21 protein-coding genes, 1 tRNA gene and 1 pseudogene are annotated in these 16848 nt (G+C 43.2%); 17 read left to right on the top strand and 6 right to left on the bottom strand.

The features are described 5' to 3' along the window. Positions 1-39: 39 nt before the first annotated feature. The gene (locus AB447_RS08170) at positions 40-1026 is read right to left on the bottom strand and encodes a Gfo/Idh/MocA family protein (protein WP_048354740.1); all 987 of its coding nucleotides are present in this window, start codon (positions 1024-1026) and stop codon (positions 40-42) included. Positions 1027-1242: 216 nt separating this feature from the next. Between AB447_RS08170 and AB447_RS08165 the strand changes: the two genes are divergently transcribed. From AB447_RS08165 to AB447_RS08155, 3 genes are all read left to right on the top strand, one after another. Beyond that, positions 1243-2394: an AI-2E family transporter gene (locus tag AB447_RS08165; RefSeq protein ID WP_048354739.1), complete on the top strand. Its 1152-nt coding sequence runs from the start codon at positions 1243-1245 to the stop codon at positions 2392-2394. A gap of 101 nt (positions 2395-2495) precedes the next feature. Beyond that, positions 2496-3326 carry an undecaprenyl-diphosphate phosphatase gene (locus tag AB447_RS08160; RefSeq protein WP_048354738.1) on the top strand — a complete coding sequence of 277 codons (831 nt, stop codon included), beginning with the start codon at positions 2496-2498 and terminating at the stop codon, positions 3324-3326. A 187-nt stretch (positions 3327-3513) separates the two neighbouring features. Then, a complete protein-coding gene (locus AB447_RS08155; RefSeq protein ID WP_048354737.1) occupies positions 3514-4332 on the top strand; it encodes a metallophosphoesterase in 819 nt (272 codons plus the stop codon). 30 nt (positions 4333-4362) lie between these two features. Here AB447_RS08155 and AB447_RS08150 read toward each other — a convergent pair whose 3' ends face one another. Then, on the bottom strand, positions 4363-4911 hold the full coding sequence (locus AB447_RS08150; protein WP_048354736.1) for a YkoP family protein: 549 nt from the start codon (positions 4909-4911) through the stop codon (positions 4363-4365). 94 nt (positions 4912-5005) lie between these two features. On the opposite strand from AB447_RS08150, the gene AB447_RS08145 reads away from it, so the two are divergent. Both AB447_RS08145 and AB447_RS08140 read left to right on the top strand, forming a co-directional pair. After that, positions 5006-6121, top strand: a complete 1116-nt coding sequence (locus AB447_RS08145; protein WP_048354735.1) for an MGDG synthase family glycosyltransferase — start codon at positions 5006-5008, stop codon at positions 6119-6121. Between the two features lie 31 nt (positions 6122-6152). After that, positions 6153-7634 (top strand): alkaline phosphatase family protein, encoded by a 1482-nt coding sequence (locus tag AB447_RS08140; RefSeq protein ID WP_057957510.1) that lies wholly within the window; start codon positions 6153-6155, stop codon positions 7632-7634. A gap of 14 nt (positions 7635-7648) precedes the next feature. Here the strand turns inward: AB447_RS08140 and AB447_RS26210 are convergent, their stop codons facing one another. The 3 genes from AB447_RS26210 to AB447_RS08130 form a co-directional block, all read right to left on the bottom strand. Further along, positions 7649-7822 carry a hypothetical protein gene (locus AB447_RS26210; protein WP_172796332.1) on the bottom strand — a complete coding sequence of 58 codons (174 nt, stop codon included), beginning with the start codon at positions 7820-7822 and terminating at the stop codon, positions 7649-7651. 19 nt (positions 7823-7841) lie between these two features. After that, a complete protein-coding gene (locus AB447_RS08135; RefSeq protein ID WP_048354734.1) occupies positions 7842-8048 on the bottom strand; it encodes a zinc ribbon domain-containing protein in 207 nt (68 codons plus the stop codon). 109 nt (positions 8049-8157) lie between these two features. Next, positions 8158-8631 (bottom strand): hypothetical protein, encoded by a 474-nt coding sequence (locus AB447_RS08130; protein WP_048354733.1) that lies wholly within the window; start codon positions 8629-8631, stop codon positions 8158-8160. Between the two features lie 316 nt (positions 8632-8947). Between AB447_RS08130 and AB447_RS08125 the strand changes: the two genes are divergently transcribed. The 10 genes and pseudogenes from AB447_RS08125 to AB447_RS08080 all read left to right on the top strand — a co-directional run bounded on the left by AB447_RS08125 (position 8948) and on the right by AB447_RS08080 (position 14925). Beyond that, the gene (locus AB447_RS08125; RefSeq protein WP_048354732.1) at positions 8948-9310 is read left to right on the top strand and encodes a hypothetical protein; all 363 of its coding nucleotides are present in this window, start codon (positions 8948-8950) and stop codon (positions 9308-9310) included. Positions 9311-9328: 18 nt separating this feature from the next. Then, complete coding sequence (locus tag AB447_RS08120) at positions 9329-9685, top strand: WXG100 family type VII secretion target (RefSeq protein WP_048354731.1); 357 nt, start codon at positions 9329-9331, stop codon at positions 9683-9685. 11 nt (positions 9686-9696) lie between these two features. Next, a complete protein-coding gene (locus AB447_RS08115; RefSeq protein WP_048354730.1) occupies positions 9697-10404 on the top strand; it encodes a DUF5081 family protein in 708 nt (235 codons plus the stop codon). Next, entirely contained in the window at positions 10401-10724 is a 324-nt protein-coding gene (locus AB447_RS08110) for a hypothetical protein (RefSeq protein ID WP_048354729.1), read from the top strand. Before AB447_RS08115 ends, AB447_RS08110 begins: the two co-directional genes overlap by 4 nt. Positions 10725-10739: 15 nt before the next feature. Continuing rightward, positions 10740-12338 carry a hypothetical protein gene (locus AB447_RS08105; RefSeq protein ID WP_232517705.1) on the top strand — a complete coding sequence of 533 codons (1599 nt, stop codon included), beginning with the start codon at positions 10740-10742 and terminating at the stop codon, positions 12336-12338. 2 nt (positions 12339-12340) lie between these two features. Next, positions 12341-12703, top strand: coding sequence for a hypothetical protein (locus tag AB447_RS08100; RefSeq protein WP_048354728.1), 363 nt, complete (start codon positions 12341-12343; stop codon positions 12701-12703). 16 nt (positions 12704-12719) lie between these two features. Continuing rightward, positions 12720-13259, top strand: a complete 540-nt coding sequence (locus AB447_RS08095; protein ID WP_048354747.1) for an RNA 2'-phosphotransferase — start codon at positions 12720-12722, stop codon at positions 13257-13259. A 131-nt stretch (positions 13260-13390) separates the two neighbouring features. Continuing rightward, a pseudogene (locus tag AB447_RS08090) lies at positions 13391-14368 on the top strand (ADP-ribosylglycohydrolase family protein). 178 nt (positions 14369-14546) lie between these two features. Next, positions 14547-14750: a hypothetical protein gene (locus AB447_RS08085; RefSeq protein ID WP_048354727.1), complete on the top strand. Its 204-nt coding sequence runs from the start codon at positions 14547-14549 to the stop codon at positions 14748-14750. Between the two features lie 102 nt (positions 14751-14852). After that, positions 14853-14925, top strand: a tRNA-Ala gene (locus AB447_RS08080). Between the two features lie 442 nt (positions 14926-15367). Here AB447_RS08080 and AB447_RS08075 read toward each other — a convergent pair. Beyond that, positions 15368-15595 (bottom strand): hypothetical protein, encoded by a 228-nt coding sequence (locus tag AB447_RS08075; protein ID WP_048354726.1) that lies wholly within the window; start codon positions 15593-15595, stop codon positions 15368-15370. Positions 15596-15894: 299 nt separating this feature from the next. Here AB447_RS08075 and AB447_RS08070 point away from each other — a divergent pair, with 299 nt between their 5' ends. Together AB447_RS08070 and AB447_RS27475 are read left to right on the top strand one after the other, a co-directional pair. Continuing rightward, positions 15895-16218 (top strand): CarD family transcriptional regulator, encoded by a 324-nt coding sequence (locus AB447_RS08070; protein ID WP_048354725.1) that lies wholly within the window; start codon positions 15895-15897, stop codon positions 16216-16218. Next, a complete protein-coding gene (locus AB447_RS27475; protein WP_411801429.1) occupies positions 16148-16393 on the top strand; it encodes a hypothetical protein in 246 nt (81 codons plus the stop codon). The genes AB447_RS08070 and AB447_RS27475 overlap by 71 nt, the downstream gene beginning before the upstream one ends. Positions 16394-16848 lie beyond the last annotated feature (455 nt).

Here is a 16848-nt window from a genome sequence, read left to right as displayed (position 1 = left end):
CTGCCGGACTTGTTTCCGGCAGCCTTTTCTTCAGGCTGATCATGCTTGATCGGCGGGGAAAACGAGGCCGATCTGTTTCCGTGCTTCATCCATGACGGATAACGTGGCAAGGGAGCGTTCGAACGTATTCAGCCGGGATTCAAGCCGGCCCTGTTTGATTAGACTGATGAACTCCTCTATTTCGTAAAACATGGCCGGTTTTTCGTCCGAAACCGTAATATCTTCGACTCTTCCGTCACGGTAGCGGATTTCGACTTTTTCAGGGCGGTGGATCTTATCGATAACGATTGACCCGTCTTCCCCTTGAATTTCAGCCGGCATGAAGGAATTGGATATTTTCGAATGCATCAAAACGGCTTCATGCTCCGGATATGTTAACAGAACCGTCCCTTCCCCGTCGGCGCCTGACTCGAGAATCAGACCGTTTGCTTTGACTTCGAGCGGCTTTCCGAACAGGACAACCGCCGGATGGACGCAATAAACGCCGATATCCATCAGCGAGCCGTTTGAAAAAGCGGGATTAAACGCATTTAACACGGTTCCGCTTTTATACGCGTCATACCGTGAAGAATATTGGCAATAGCTGGCCGTAAAGCGGCGGATTTTTCCGATTCGCGGCAAATGGTCGATGATGTTTGTAAAGTTTGGCAGAAATGTCGTTTTCATCGCTTCCATAAAAGCGACCTTTTGGATCTGTGCGGTTTTCACCATTGCTTCGGCCTCTTTCACATTGGATGCCAGCGGTTTTTCGCACAACACGTGCTTTCCGTTTTCCATGAACATGATTGCTTGTTCTTTATGCAAGGAGTTCGGACTAGCGATATAGACAGCGTCAATCAGATCGCTTTTCGCCATTTCTTCAGCATCTGTAAAAACCGCCGTAACGCCGTATTTTTGGGCGAACAGCCGGCCGCGCTCCTCCGACCTGGAATACACGGAAGTGAACTGAAAATCGTCCGCCATTCCGGCCGCTTCAAGAAAGCGGTCTGTAATCCAATTGGTCCCGATAACCCCAAACCGTACCATATCAAATCTCTCCCTTTCGCTTTGCTATACTTCATATTATACCGTAAATGCCGGACAAGCGCGGGCAAAGGGAGCGGCAAAAATGAAGAAGCTGCGTCGTATATGTATAAAGGTAAAAGCGGAAAAAAAGACCAAAATGCATACGGATTTTATTTTTCAGTATAGGAGGAATAGTGTACAATTTATAAAAAAGATCAAATATAATGGAGGATCGCCATGAACTCTTTGCATATGTGGGGCGGCAGGTTTAAACAGTTCTTTTTAGACAACAAATTCGTGCTGTTTTTGCTCGTCCTGCTGCTGATCGGATTGAACATCTTAGTATTTACGAAAGCGTCTTTTATTTTCACTCCTTTTATCGTTTTGGTTGAAACGGTCGCCCTGCCCGTTGTGCTGACGGGTGTCGCCTATTATCTGCTGAATCCGATCGTCGATTTTTTAGAACGGAAAAAGGTAAAAAGGATTTATTCGATCCTTCTTCTGTATATCGTGATTATCGGGCTTATTACGATCTCGATCGTCTCGGTGATTCCGCTTTTGAAAGAACAGATCACGAGCCTTGTCGACAATTTTCCAAGGTATGTCCATATTGTCGAAGACCAAATGAAACAGCTGATCGGAAGCCAGTTTTTCAACCAGGCCCAGCAAACGCTGAACATCAACTTGACGGATTTGGCCAGCAAAGTATCCGATCAGGCGAGCACGATATTAAACAGTACATTTACAGGCGTCGGAACCTTCATCGGCGCCGTGACGGAAATCGTGATTTCCATTGTGACGGTACCGTTTATCCTGTTTTATTTATTAAAAGACGGTAAAAAGCTGCCGCTGTTTATCTTAAAATTTGTCCCGACCCGTCTGCGGGAGCAGACGTATGTCGTCATGTCGGAAATGAATCACCGCCTGAGTTCCTATATCAGGGGACAGATCATTGTCAGCTTTTGCATCGGATGCCTGTTGTTCATCGGTTATTTGATCATCGGGCTCGATTATGCTTCACTGCTCGCGCTTGTTGCTGCCTGTACGAGCATCGTCCCGTATTTGGGCCCGACGATCGCGATCACGCCGGCGATTATTATCGCTTTGGTCACATCTCCGTTCATGCTCGTGAAGCTGATCATCGTCTGGACCGTTGTCCAGCTGTTTGAAGGGAAATTCATTTCTCCGCAGATTATGGGGAAAAATCTGCACATCCATCCGGTTACGATCATTTTTGTGCTTTTGACGTCAGCCAAGCTGTTCGGCGTCATCGGCGTGATCCTTGCCATTCCGGGATACGCCGTCATCAAAGTGGTGATCACGCATTTATTTGACTGGTTTAAACAGCGTTCAGACCTTTATGAAAAAGCGAACGGGGACAACGCATAATTCATCGGCATAAACGCCGTTCAAACATATATAAATGCCTATAAGAGACAAGTTTTAAAAATTTCGGCACAAAGAAGCGTGTCAAGCGAAGGGAAGGACTTATGAATATTTGGGATATCATTGTTGCAGTCATTTTAGGAATCGTTGAAGGTTTGACGGAATATGCGCCCGTTTCTTCTACAGGCCATATGATCATCGTCGATGATCTCTGGCTGAAGTCAAAGGAGCTCTTGACTCCGGAAGCGGCGAATACCTTTAAAGTCGTCATTCAGCTCGGCTCGATTCTGGCCGTCGCCATTGTGTTTAAAGACAGGATTCTTAATCTGCTTGGAATGAAGAAAAACATAACGGAAGCCCAAAAAGAAGGGAGCCGCCTGACGATCGCCCAAATCGCGGTCGGACTCGTTCCCGCGGCGGTATTAGGATTTCTATTCGAAGATTATATTGACGAGCATCTGTTCTCCGTCAAGACGGTGGCATTCGGCCTGATCGCAGGGGCCGTGCTGATGCTTGCCGCCGACTGGATCAACAAAAGAAAACCTGCCACAGATTCAGTCGACCGGATCACCTATAAACAGGCGTTCGGCATCGGACTCTTCCAATGTCTCGCCCTTTGGCCGGGCTTTTCAAGATCAGGCTCGACGATTTCCGGCGGCGTCATCTTCGGATTAAACCACAGGGCGGCCTCAGATTTTACGTTTATAATGGCGATGCCGATCATGGCGGGGGCAAGCCTGTTGTCATTGGTCAAAAACTGGGAATATCTCAGCACGGATCTTCTGCCGTTTTTTATCGCCGGGTTTATCAGCGCTTTTATTGTTGCTCTGTTTGTCGTCCGTTTCTTCCTTAAATTGATCAACAAAATTAAACTTGTTCCGTTTGCCATCTATCGGATCATTTTAGGGATCGTATTATTTGCTTTATTTCTGTAAGAGATGGAAGATCATCCCGCATCAGGCTGTAAGAAGAATGCTGCTGCGGCGGGCTTTCTTCGAATGCAAAACCGATTTCGTTTACGAAATCGGTTTTTATATAGGTCAATAGATTCGTATCCTAATATTTCCCACTGTTAAACAGCCTCCTGACTTACTATACTTGTAGGAGGGAGGAGATATTGAAATGTTTTTTGCTGTTGTTTTTTTATTGTTGATCATAGGATTAGTTCCTTTTTTATATAAAGCAAATCACAATACGAAAGATGTGAAAGTCAACACCATATCTGTCGATCGGGCAAAAGGCGACACTTTCAAGAAAAAGCTCAACATTCTTCATCTGTCAGATCTTCATTTAGAAAACATTTCGATTTCACCGAAGCAGATTCTTGACCTTGCAAAGAAAAAACAAGTCGATTTGATCGCGTTAACCGGCGATTTTCTCGATCGAAAAAGAAATATTCCTAAACTTGCAAACTACTTGAAAGCTCTTCAGAAGCTCAAACCCGCCTATGGCATGTACGCCGTATTCGGAAACCATGACTATATCCTGAAAGGCGAACACTTCGAAAAGCTGAAACGCGTATTGGAGGAAAACGGGTGTGTCACCCTTCAAAACAACAATGTCTCCGTTCAAGTCGGCGGCGAGACGCTGAACATTATCGGCATCGATGATTACAGTACGAACAGAAGCAATATCACCGACTCCTACAAAGGGGTAAAGGACGGCTATCGTCTCGTACTGACGCATGATCCAAACGTAGTCCTTGAGATGAAGGACTTTCATTTTGACTATCTTCTATCAGGACATTTTCACGGCGGACAGATCCATTGGCCGAAGCCTTATCACCTTGTCAAAATGGGAAAGCTCGTCCGCATGAACATGATCAAAGGGCTTCACTATCTTCATAACAAACCGTTTTACATCAGTGAAGGGCTGGGCCAGACCGGAGCGAATATCCGCATTGGCAGCCGTCCTGAAGTGACGTTCCACCATATTTCATAAAAAAAGAGGCTGGCGTATCAGTCTCTTTTTTTATTTATGCAGATAGGAATTGAACAGCTTTTCTTTAGAGATAAACAAATAGCGGGAAGGGGGAATGCCGCGAAAAGAAAATTGAGAAGTCGTTAAATATAAAATCGGGATTTGTGTCAGCTTTTTAAAAAAACGGTAGAACCGATTGGCAGGCTCAACGGCTTCGAAACCGAGTCTCTCCACGCCTTTATGCAGCGTCGTAATGCCGATGATGCCTTTAATTTGGTCCGCTTTCCGATGGTCGTTGACATATTTCGCTAAAGCCGGCATTGAAATACACGTCTTTTGATAAATGAGAAGGCCTCTTCTGACAGCACTCTCAATATGCTGCATCTCCTTGATCAGTTTAATATTATGCAGATGAATTTTAATCAGAACATCATTCTTTTTAATCACCGTTCCATCGCTTAATATCACATCGATCCCTTTATATTTTGTTAAGCGGACGCGAAAAATGTTTGATTGGCTTTTATCGATGAGCATCAGTCTTGAAAAAAAATAATAAAAAGGGTCAATCACGCTCCAAATTGACAAAAAACAGCTTCTCAAGTCGTCACCTTCCTTTTATTTCAGAAAATGCACTTATATTTTGCCTTGATTATTTGAAAAATATAAATGGAAAACAATTTCATGGAGGATAGAGATGACAACGATTCTGATTTTTCCTTTTCTCAGCATTTCGACCGGCCATCACCACGTTGCCGATTCGCTTCATACAAATCCGGGCATCCAAGGGCACCAATGCGAAAAAATCGATATTTTTTCATATGCGTACGGGCGTGTCGAACGGATGTCCTCCGCAGCATACTTAAAGTGGATCCAATATTTCCCGAAAGTGTACAGCGCCGTCTATCATCTCCTGGCGTGCGGAAATCATCGCCCGAAAAAACGCCATTACATGTATGAGCTGATGTTTTTAAAGAACATGCAGAAGATCATTGCTGAAAAAAAACCCGATATTGTATTTTGCACGCATGCGCTGCCTTCCTATTTGCTCAATCGGTTAAAAGTTCAATATCCCGGGCTGACCGTTGTGAATGTCTATACGGACTTTTTCGTCAACCGAATATGGGGAAGGGAACATATCGATTATCATTTTGCGCCGATCAAAGACATAAAAGACCAGCTCATATCTGAAGGAGTTGATGAAGGAAAAATCTTTTTAACCGGCATACCGATCCACCATTCGTATAAAACGGCTGCGGGGCTTATGGAAGAAGAGGGAAATCAACCGCACTACAACATTCTCATCACCGGAGGAAGCATGGGAGTAGGCGGCATTTTTAAACTGGTGAGGGAGCTCTCGCCGCAAGGGAGCGCCGTATACCACATATTATGCGGAAAAAACGAAAAGCTCTACCGCTATGTGAAAAGCGCAAACGATCCTTTCATCAAACCGCTGCCTTATATCGAAAGCAAAGCCGAAATGAACAGATTATACGAGCAGGCTTCGGGAATCATTACAAAACCGGGGGGCGTGACGATCAGCGAATGCATTGAAAAAAGGCTGCCGGTTTTCATTTATGATGCGCTGCCTGGGCAGGAGGAAATGAACCTGAACATTCTCAAGAAAAAAAGGCTTGTCATGGAGCTGAAAAAGGGAAAAGAAGAACCGATTGAAAAACAGCTGCTATCCTTTTTAAGCTCGAGAGACGGCACCGTCCGCCATTCCTTAAACATCAGCCGATACGTACACGAAACGTCCGAACGGGACGTCGGCGAAATACTGGAAAAGATTATGATGGCGGCAAATAGATAGAATCGGCCGCGAGAGAAAGGAGATAAGGGTTATGGAAGCGGAAGACAAAAAGAAATCTGTCATCATGCTGCTGATCGATTCGCTTATGCACGAGCCTCTCAGCCGGGCGATTAAAAGCGGACAGGCTCCCGCCATGAAATTTTTGCTTGAAAACGGCCATTATGAACCGGACGTCATCAGCCCGTTTCCGACAATGTCGGTCACCGTTGACAGCTCGCTGTTAACGGGGGTATACAGCGACCGCCACAAGGTGCCGGCCCTCGTCTGGTTCAACAAGAAAGAAAACCGGATCATCAACTACGGCAGCCATATCCGCGAGCTGATCAAACTGGGCATCAAACAATCATCACGCGATATCTTCTACAATTTGAATCAAATGCACTTGAATCAGCAGGTGAAAACGATTCATGAAGAGCTTGCCGAAAACGGCATTGAAACATGCTCGATCAATGCGCTCATGCACAGGGGAAGCAGGGACGCCTATCTGCATGTTCCCGCACTTGCTTCCTGGGTGACGGGGCTGAATCATACCGTGAAAATCAATGCGCCGCAGCTGTTTTCTTACGGAGGTTTTTCAAAAATAAATCCGGGAAACCTTTCCCTTTTGAAAAAATTCGGATTCAATGACCGCTTTACAGCGAACGAATTGAGACACCTGATCCGATTAAATCAAGTCCCTCCGCTCGTTCTCGCATATTTTCCCGACCTTGACCAGCATGTACATAAAAACGGGAGAAACGACGTAAAAGGAGTCGCAAAAGCCGACAGCCATGTACAAAGGATTTTGAACAGCTTCCGTTCATGGGAAGACGCGCTAAAGCAAAACATCTGGATTGTGTTGGGGGACAACGGCCAATCGTGGATCAGCGAAAAGAAACAAGTAGCGCTGATTGACTTAAGGGGTCTTTTGGATCGCTATCGAATCGTAAAGCTGAAAAAAGGCGTGACATCTGATGATCAAATCGTTCTGGCCGTGAATGAACGGATGGCGTTCATCTACACGCTGGATCATGAAAATCTGCCGCTGCAACAGGTTGCCGAACAGCTTAAAGAGGACGAAAGAATCGACATCATCGCCTGGAAAAATGAAAAGAATGCCGTAGAGGTGATATCAGGCGGAGGGGATGGAAAGCTGATATTCAAGCAGGGGGGCGATAGAGCGGACGAATACGGGCAATCGTGGACATTGGAAGGCGACGGCAAAGTGCTCGATTTGACGGTTGCAGAAACAAGCGTAGCGTACGGAAAATTTCCCGATGCCTTGGCAAGACTGTACAGCTCATGCTTTTCACATGAAGGCGACTATTTGATCGTCAGCGCAAAGCCCGGCTGCGAATTCATCGGCGAAGGTTCACCGACGCACATCGGCGGCGCGAGCCACGGCGCACTCCACGAGCAAGATTCGCTCGTATCCATGATCATCGCCGGAACCGATTCAAAGCCAAAATATAAGCGGATCGTCGATGTGAAGGAATGGATAAAGCAGATCGTGGAATCACAAAGCGGGGGATGAGCGAATCTCCCGCCTTATGACGGCTGCTTCAGGCTTTTTGCAAACGCTGCAATCCCCGCAGCGACCATCACAGCTAAAGAAACCGTTTTGACGGCCGTTTGAAGCAGCTGGTTTTCCACGATGATATTTGAATGGACGCATAAAGCGAAAATGAACACAGCGATAAATAAGCCGTACTTTTCCATCATGCGGATTCACCCTTTCTAATCATCCAAAGAATAAGTCGATGATGTTTCCCGCTTTGGATGATTCTTTATTATATAGCTCCGAATAACCGCAGTTTTTGCAATACACGACGAGAAAACGGTTATGCTGGACATCAAACAATTTAGACAAGCCGGTTCCGGTCGTTGCGATTTCTTTTTGTCCTGCATCTGTACTGCCGCATTTGATACATCCTTTTTTACCGTTCATGGGTCATCTCCTTGGCTTCTATGATACAGCTTATTATACACGAATTTTTTGAAAAGAGCTGCTCCAGAAGGGGATGCTGAAGCAGCTTAAGCAACACGCGGATAACGGATTAGTCGTAATACACTACTGCATTGCCTTTTATAGACACAGGCGCGGACGTGTTATTGACCGCCTGGAGCACATACGTTTTGCCTGCCGTTAAAATATTGGTGGCAAACTCTCTTGAAAAATAGCCGTTCACATTTGTGACGTCAATATAGCCCAAAACAGGACCCACTTCGCTGCTGTTGACTCTTTCGCGGATTTGGTATCTGACTCTTGCAGCCGTCCCTTGTGCCTCCTGATAGCCGCTGATCGACATGACCGTATTGTACTTGTAAAGGACCGTGTCTAAGATGACTTCTCCGCCGGTGGTTGAAATCGATTTGTTCCACTCCCCGACCGTTTCGATTCCCATCAGTTTAATATCGGACACATGCAGCGGTTTTGAAGGCGCCTGCTCCGCGGCTGAAGCAGCACCGCCGATCGAAAGGGCAAGTGCTGAAGCAGCCAGAAGGGAAACGCCCGCTTGTTTTAACTTCATTTTCCACACTCCTCCGAATAATATTTGGATACATTTGTAATTATTAAACGCCATGTGAAAGATATCCTCTGTTTTAAATGTTAAAGATTTGTGTCTGGAATGCCGAAACAGGCAGGATAAAAATACCGGTCTTTTTTCTTTCTAATAAGACTTAAGCCTTACATATCTCCTGTTTCTCCTCTGGAAAACAATCCATTTCACCTATTCATTCGTCCGGGACCTTCCTGTAACATTAACATATTAGCCCTATTACAAATTCATCCACGACAGGAAAATAGTTTGTATTGACTAGGAGAATGGAAAGGAGCCGCTGTGTGTGAGCGAAGGATTTTGGGATTCAGTAGGTAACTTTTTACATATTTCTTATACAGAGTATGAACGGAAGCGCGATCAGTACAAAAATCTATATGACTATTTATCTGATAAGGAAAGCGATGTCAAATCAAAACTATCGGAGGTCAAATCGGCAAAGAATTCTTATAAAACAAGCAATCTCCCGGACATGAAAATTCCTTCTCACGAATTCGAGGATACGCGTCATATAAAAGATGCCGAACTAAAGACGCTGATCACACATTTTGACGACATGCTGGACGATATTCAGCAGGCAAAGACGAAGGCCAAAAGCAAATGGGAGTATTACAAGGCAAAAGCGGAAGCTGAAGAAAAAAAGGCATAGAGGAGGGGCAGCCGAATCATGGACGGATATGGCTATTACAATTACGGCTACAGCGCTGCTGAATCGAAAGTAGGCGGACAGACTGTTGACATTTCACTAAATGAAACGAGTAAGGCTCTTTCCCATGCAAAGGCAATCGAAAAGCATGTCAGCGACTCGCTAAGTCAAGCGAAAGAGTTAAAAGTGTTTATCGAAAGCGGTAAATGGAGCGGGAAAACCCGGGATGCATTTTTAAGCTACCTTGAATTGATAATCGATTTGAATGCAGATATGAAAGACGCATTGAAAGAAAACACCTCCGCACTGGATGCGCTGGAGAAAAGCATCAGCGATTTTTCAAAGCTCAGCGAAGTGAAAGAAATACAAAATCTATGAGGGGGAACGACATGCAGATGAAAATAGATGCGCTGACGGCGGCAGAGCTCTATGTGCTGGCGGGAGCAGCCGGGGTGAACTACATCTTCGGCCTTCCGGAGCGTGAACAGCTCGCTCTGATCGAGCCTGATTGTGCAGCAGAAGCAAAAGACAGCCTGATCAAAAAAGGAATCCTGACAGTAGAAGGCAAGTTGACGCGTGCCGCTTATTTCTTAACGGAAATGCTGAAACGCTTTCAAGAAAGCAAAGAATACGTCCGCTTTAATAATGTTTTGTGCGCCTTTCTTCCGGAGGATGAGGAGCGCGTGCTCGTCCTGACTGAAATAAGCAAAGGCAAAGAATACACATTTGACTATCTGGAAAAACGGGAAGTCTATTTGTCGATCATTTCAAACGTGTCATTTTTAAGGAGAAGCCCAAGTGAAAAAGACCGCGCTTTCTTGACAAAACCGATGAATCCGGATGAAAAAGCGGAAGTTCGGGAAATGGATTTGGATAAAAAAGAGGTTCTCGCTGTGGAAACGTTCAACCTTGCTTCAGTTCCAAGCTTGACAAACCCCGGATTTCAGACGACAAATTTATACTTCACAAAAGGCGAAGACTTTATCTGCATCGATCCGCTGCAGGACCGATATGAATGGGTCAGCCTTTATATGATGAACAACCGGATTTATGACGCGCTGCACATTAACTTCAGAGCAGGGAGGGCGATGATATGAATGCCGAAGGCGGAGCAGGAGGCGGAGGTACAAACATCCAGCTTCAGTTTGAAGAAATGATCACCATTGCAAATAAACTGCAAACCATTTGTGACCTCTATGCGGAAGGGGTTCAGCCCGAAATCAAAAAGCTCACAGATACCCATTTTTATAAAGCCGGACAAGCCATGAAAACGATTAAAAGCTATCCGGAGATACTCGGAAAAACGATGGAGCTGTTTGATAATTATTCGATGGCCGCTCAAATTGTCAACTATGCGATGGAAAAAATGTATGAAACAGATAAAGAGCTCCAAAAACTCTACACGATCCAGAAATAGAGAGGTGTTCACCTGATGGATGTAAAATACAGTCCCGAAGACTGGCAAGGCATGAAAGACGGCCTTGATACATTAACGGGAGGAAAGTACGGGGGCGGAGCGAAATCGGGCCTTTTGCAGCTCAACGACCTCCTGGAAGACATCGAATCAAAAATCAATGATAAAGACAGCGACGGCAGCATCAGCTTCAGCCATTCAAGCCAAAAAAGCAAAATCGATGAGCTGTTTAGCGATTATCAGAAACTGTCTGATTTCTGCCTGAAAGCAGGCGGCTTAGTAGAAGACCATATCGACAATCCTTTTTACAAAAAGCTCGACGCTTTTGCAGACAAGATGGAAGGCATGTCAATCCACAACTACAAAACGAAAAACCGCATCGGCTCCAAAGAAACGACCTATGTCGGCTACGGCATGAACAAGACGGCCGTCCAACAAGATAAAGAAGAAATCACCGTAAATGATATTTTCAAAGACTCAGCAGCGTTTGATCATGTGCTGAGCGAAGAATATAAAGCGTTTAAAGCACAAAATCCCGACATCGATTTAAACTATGAAGACTATTCGAAGGCGATCTTTTCCGCCCGCGGCTTTCAGTACGAATCGGTCAGCGACGTCCAAAAGAGTCAGGAACTGTGGCGGGATCTGATCATCGGCGGAGGCATAATCGTCCTCACCGTCTTTTGCGCGCCGGCAGGCATTGTCGCAGCAGGCGCATACGGAACAGCCCAAATCACAAGCGCAGCCACAGGAAAAGACTGGATGACGAAACGCGAGCTAAACACTGGCGAACGCTTTGAAAGAGGCGCGTTCGGCGCACTCGACATGCTTCCGGCCGCCGGTTTAGCCGGAAAAGCCTTCAAAAGTACAGCAACAATCGGCGAAATAGCAGCCGCAGGCAAAGCGAAAAATGTGGTACAATCTCTTAAAGAAAGCAAGAACACCTGGTCAAACCGCATGCGGGTCAACAGCCTGAAAGCCCAGGACAAACTCAACGACGCAGGCTACGCCATCAAAAAACAATTCGCAAAAAGCGCAGACGCCTTGAGCGACATCGCCCGGGGATCGGAAGCAGGAGCCGGTGGGACCCTTGCACGGAAAGGCACTGATTTTTACGGGCATGTTAATGATGCTCATCAAGCTTCGAAAGCGAAGATACAGGAGTCGATTCAGCGGATTGAGACTGGGATTGAGACTGGGAAGACTGGCAGCCGTATACATAGTATCGATCAGTCAAGCAAAACTATTGCACTCAATCCTCATGAAATTAGGTTTAGTCAAAATTCGGTAAACGGTGCTGAAGAAATTATTGAAAGTATGAAAGTGAATGGATGGAAAGGTGAACCTATTGATGTTGTGAAAATGAGTGATGGGAAATACACAACAATAGATAATACAAGAGTAGTAGCTGCTAGAGAGGCAGGAATTAAAGTTCAGGCAAAAATACATGATGGAAACGAACCTCTTCCGGAAAATTTTATTGATAGATTTACAACAAAAAAAGGGGTTCCAAAAACATGGGAAGAGGCAATAGAATTAAGAATTGGAAAACAAAAGGCTTCATTTAGAAATAATAATCCTTTAGGTTCTGAGAATATGGAAAGAGTGGGGAAATAATAATGAGTATACAGTTTTCTGAAGAAAATATTAATATTGAGGGATTTGAGTATCCCCAGTCATTTTTAAAAATAATCGAATTAAATTTAGTAGACTTTGATTTATGGTATATCATGAGTGAAACTCAGGTATTAAGAAGACTTGAGGGGCTTAAAGAGAGATATCCCAATAGAAAACTAATACCTTTTGCTAGAAGAGATGATAATGATGATATAGCTTGTTTTGAGGTAGGTAAAGGAGAAAAAGTACAGATAATCCATGATTTTGCTTCAGAAGGTTATGAGCAAAGAAAAGAATATATGAATTTTTGGGAATGGTTAGAGGCTGCTATTCAAGAAATGATAGAATTTAATAAAGGTGATTAATAGGGGGTTGCTTTCTATCAACTATTTAGAATTAAGTAAAGAAGTATCTTATGCGCTTAGGCATGCACCATGGGAATATGAATTAGAAATTGATGAAAACGGCTGGGTAGATACAGATCAATTATTAAATGCTTTAAGAGAAAATGTTAAATGGGCAAAAATAGAGGAAAAAGATTTAGAATATATGATCAAATCATCTGAAAAGAAAAGACATGAGATAATTTCAGGTAAGATTAGGGCTTTATATGGCCATTCAAAATTAAATAAGATTGTAAAAGAGGTTAAAGAGCCTCCGGAGTTTTTATTTCATGGAACTGCAAGAAGATATTTTAATTCAATAAAAGAGTACGGACTAGTGCCAAAGTTAAGACAATATGTTCATTTATCTGTGGATACAGAAACAGCACTTCAAGTAGGAAAACGCCACGATAATCAACCAATCTTACTTCAAATTAACGCGAAGGAAGCCTGGTTTAATGGCTTCAAATTTTATCAGGGGAATGATAAGGTGTGGTTAGCTGATTTAATTCCAAATCGATATATCAGCAAATTGTAGAAAAATTGTAATAATCAAAGTTTAAATAAAGTTGGTTACTATACAACATAATAAAAAGAAACGCATGGAAATTTGTTCTCCATGCGTTTCCTTTATGATAAAAGCTGGTGTGATAAATGGAAAAGAAGATAATGCTAGATCAATTAAACGATAATGATCACTTTTTCTATAGAAATAAAAGCCGCCTCCTCCCAACCATCCTCGGCGGAATCATCGGCGACGCATTGGGAGTGCCGGTCGAATTTAAAGCCAGGAACATGCTGAATATTAAAGGAATGACCGGGTTCGGGACTTACAACCAGCCGCCTGGAACCTGGTCTGATGATACTTCGCTAACGCTGTGTTTGATGGAGAATTTGATTGAGGGGCAAGATGAAATCGGGTTGATGAAAAAGTTTATAGCCTATCGTGAAGGGTATTGGACGCCTTACGGCCGCATGTTTGATATCGGGAGAGCGACCGATGAGGCGATTGAGCGCTTTCAGAGGGGCGCTTCAATTGATGAATGCGGCGGAAAGTCCGAGTTTGACAACGGAAACGGCGCATTGATGCGAATCGCCCCGTTGGCTTTTACGTTATGCAGCGAGCCTGATTTTTCAAAGAGGAAAACTGAGGTCGAACGCTGGGCGGTGATAACGCACCGCCATCTCCGTTCAACCCTCGGATGCATTTTTTATATAGAGTTTTTAATCCGATTATTTCATGATGATTGACCATTTGAAGCTTACCAGAAAGCAGTGGATTTGTGTGTAAAGCGTTTGGCGGGAACAGAATACGAAGGTGAATTTAAGGCCTATGGAAGAATCATCAGCCGCGAGCTGCCGGATCTTCAGAAAAAAGACATCTTTTCTGACGGTTATGTCGTTCACTCTTTGGAAGCGGCTCTGTGGTGCTTTCTCAATCATGATGATTATTCGGAGGCCGTACTCTCAGCTGTCAACTTGGGCGAGGACGCAGACACAATCTCATTTTTAACCGGAACGATGGCAGGCATGTATCATCGCATGAACGGCATCCCGGAAGAATGGATCAACGCTTTGGCGAGAAAAGAGGATATCTTTGATTTATGTGAAAGGTTTCTTCAATTTTGTGTGAAAAAATGCGGATGAATTCGGTTCACCTATACAACTAAGGAAAACGCCAGACCCGGGGTCAGCGTTTTCTTTTGGTTGCGATACAGAAAAAAGAAAGAAGACATGAAAACACCATCAATGATATGATAGAGAAAGCGATGAAAATATTGTCATCGGCAACCACCCATGACAAACATGAAGGAGATGCGGCAGCATGGCTGATAAAATAACGATTCTGAGAGAAACATTCGAAAATGGAGAAACGGGACAGGAAGTCGAAGGATTGACTCTTATGATAGACGGCAAGATGAAGGACGTGTTTGACATTCTCATCAGCCAAAACGATGATTACAATGATTATACAGAAATCATGAGAGATATTGTGATCGCAGGTGTCAATCATATCATCGGCAAATAATGTCCGGATGATCTTTCGAGAACATCTTTTCCCCGGCTGAGTCAAAAAAGCACTTGCTTTTATTCAAAATACCATCTATAATAAATCATGTCTCAAATAAACGGGGCATTAGCTCAGCTGGGAGAGCGCTACACTGGCAGTGTAGAGGTCAGCGGTTCGAGCCCGCTATGCTCCATCTTGGAAACCCTTGATACTTCAAGGGTTTCTTTTTTATTGCTATTTTTAAAAATTGTCCAGATTTCTGAGTTGTTGGCAAATCGTTTTTTCAGTGATCAATACCAATGTTTTCTGGATCAAATTGAGCAATATACCCATTTTTCTGTGACATGACCAAATGTGTCAGATCATGTGGTAGCTTGAATGTCCAGCTCGTTTTTGAATCGCATCCATGTTCCCCCCTGATTCTGAACGTAATGCTGTGAAAATGTGTCGAAGACATGTAACCTTATATCCTTTAATTTAAATTTCTTTTTAAACTTCGACCACTTTCTTGTTGGTGCGTTGTGATAGTACGGCTTTCCATTTCTGCTAATGAGTCATTAGGGATTCTAGAAGCAAAAGAACTCCAAAACAGTGAATAAGAAAAAGCATCGGTAATACCGGGGTTTTTCTGTGGTCTAGAAAATATAAACAGTAATTATAACCCACGCTATAAGCAGCAATATAGGATTTTTTTCTTTTCTCTCTATATAGCCTGACAGGAAAAATCCGATACTAAGCATAACAAAAGATGCTAATTTAAAGAATAATTGAACAGATTCAGGTGTGAAACTCCATACAAGTACGAATACAAGAGATAGGATATATGCTGTTTTTTCTATTACTCCAAGTCTATCTTCATCCATCATATGACCTCCGTTTTCATGTTTTAGGGATGAATCGTTTAATCTAAAAGCCTCCTTTGGTCTAATCCGCATATAATGCCATTCAATGCTCCACCTTCTCCCGGTCTGAATCCACCAATCAAATAAACCGCTATTTAATGTCTATCTTGGTTTTTCGTTTAACAAAAGATTGAAGTCACCATATCAAAAGTTCATTTAATTGTAACATTTTAGACATAATATACCGCGAAAATCGCTTGACATGGAGATGGTATAATTTTATTGATGATATTTTTTTATGGATGAATAGGAGTGGTTAAATGTTAAAAGAAGGAGATAAAGTTCTGTACCCTTTACACGGAGTTGGGTATCTTAAATCAATAGAAATACAAAAGGCTAAAAACAATTCTACATTATACTATAAAATTTATATCCCTGCTCGCAGATTGGAAATATATGTACCTAAAGAAAGGGCAGAGAAACTAGGGCTGCGGCCGATTTCTTCAATAAAAGATTTCTTATCAATTTGCAAAAAACCTTATGATTATAGAGTAAATTTAACTCATCCTCGGGATGAAAAGAAAGGTTATCCTGGAGGAAAAGTTCAAATCAGGAACTTTATGCAATATAACTCAACTCGCTAGGGACTTAAAGTACATATACTTAACAAAAACAAAAATATCTGTTGAAGAAATGGGAATCTTAAAATCAGCTAAAGAAATATTAGAGAATGAAATTATGATGATGAAAGATATTTCTCTAAAAGAAGCCCGATTGCTTTTAGAGTGTAAGCTTTTTAGATTCGATTCTTTTGAATGATCCCTTTCTAATAGATGGAAGGAAAGAAATATTTCTCTGATTAGCTTAATAAATGTTATGTATCATTTCATTTGTTTCTGCAGTCAGGGTTAAATTAAATGTACCGAAAGCTTGCATGAGTGCCATGATCATTAAACATTAAGACTTTCTCTTCCGGTATTTAGGTCAATCCTGCTTTTTGATTCAACACAGTGAAAACAAGCATCGCCTACCCGGCCCAAAGAAAAGCCCCGCAATAGGCGAATAGCATATATGTAAGAAAAGGGATTTGGGTAATGCCCGAAAAATAGCCGGTAATATGGTGGACGCCGGGATGAAGTAGGCAAACAGCAGCAGTTTATTTCCGTAGTTTCAAACAAGCGGGACATTTTTTCGAGCTGCCCGGTACTGAAATGAATGCGGCGGCCTTATCTATGAAAAAAAGGGCACCCAGTATCCTATCTACGAAAGGATCA

It is taken from the genome of Bacillus glycinifermentans, assembly GCF_001042475.2.
Classification (GTDB): Bacteria; Bacillota; Bacilli; order Bacillales; family Bacillaceae; genus Bacillus; species Bacillus glycinifermentans.
Note: the sequence above shows the minus strand (reverse complement) of the source record. Positions and strands in the feature narration are given on the sequence as shown.

Bases quoted from the DNA above. Each gene is read 5' to 3' on its own strand.
- AB447_RS08170 (WP_048354740.1), bottom strand. From the start codon at position 1,026: ATGGTACGGTTTGGGGTTATCGGGACCAATTGGATTACAGACCGCTTT.
- AB447_RS08165 (WP_048354739.1), top strand. From the start codon at position 1,243: ATGAACTCTTTGCATATGTGGGGCGGCAGGTTTAAACAGTTCTTTTTA.
- AB447_RS08160 (WP_048354738.1), top strand. From the start codon at position 2,496: ATGAATATTTGGGATATCATTGTTGCAGTCATTTTAGGAATCGTTGAA.
- AB447_RS08155 (WP_048354737.1), top strand. From the start codon at position 3,514: ATGTTTTTTGCTGTTGTTTTTTTATTGTTGATCATAGGATTAGTTCCT.
- AB447_RS08145 (WP_048354735.1), top strand. From the start codon at position 5,006: ATGACAACGATTCTGATTTTTCCTTTTCTCAGCATTTCGACCGGCCAT.
- AB447_RS08140 (WP_057957510.1), top strand. From the start codon at position 6,153: ATGGAAGCGGAAGACAAAAAGAAATCTGTCATCATGCTGCTGATCGAT.
- AB447_RS26210 (WP_172796332.1), bottom strand. From the start codon at position 7,822: ATGATGGAAAAGTACGGCTTATTTATCGCTGTGTTCATTTTCGCTTTA.
- AB447_RS08135 (WP_048354734.1), bottom strand. From the start codon at position 8,048: ATGAACGGTAAAAAAGGATGTATCAAATGCGGCAGTACAGATGCAGGA.
- AB447_RS08130 (WP_048354733.1), bottom strand. From the start codon at position 8,631: ATGAAGTTAAAACAAGCGGGCGTTTCCCTTCTGGCTGCTTCAGCACTT.
- AB447_RS08120 (WP_048354731.1), top strand. From the start codon at position 9,329: ATGGACGGATATGGCTATTACAATTACGGCTACAGCGCTGCTGAATCG.
- AB447_RS08115 (WP_048354730.1), top strand. From the start codon at position 9,697: ATGCAGATGAAAATAGATGCGCTGACGGCGGCAGAGCTCTATGTGCTG.
- AB447_RS08110 (WP_048354729.1), top strand. From the start codon at position 10,401: ATGAATGCCGAAGGCGGAGCAGGAGGCGGAGGTACAAACATCCAGCTT.
- AB447_RS08105 (WP_232517705.1), top strand. From the start codon at position 10,740: ATGGATGTAAAATACAGTCCCGAAGACTGGCAAGGCATGAAAGACGGC.
- AB447_RS08100 (WP_048354728.1), top strand. From the start codon at position 12,341: ATGAGTATACAGTTTTCTGAAGAAAATATTAATATTGAGGGATTTGAG.
- AB447_RS08085 (WP_048354727.1), top strand. From the start codon at position 14,547: ATGGCTGATAAAATAACGATTCTGAGAGAAACATTCGAAAATGGAGAA.
- AB447_RS08075 (WP_048354726.1), bottom strand. From the start codon at position 15,595: ATGGATGAAGATAGACTTGGAGTAATAGAAAAAACAGCATATATCCTA.
- AB447_RS08070 (WP_048354725.1), top strand. From the start codon at position 15,895: ATGTTAAAAGAAGGAGATAAAGTTCTGTACCCTTTACACGGAGTTGGG.
- AB447_RS27475 (WP_411801429.1), top strand. From the start codon at position 16,148: ATGAAAAGAAAGGTTATCCTGGAGGAAAAGTTCAAATCAGGAACTTTA.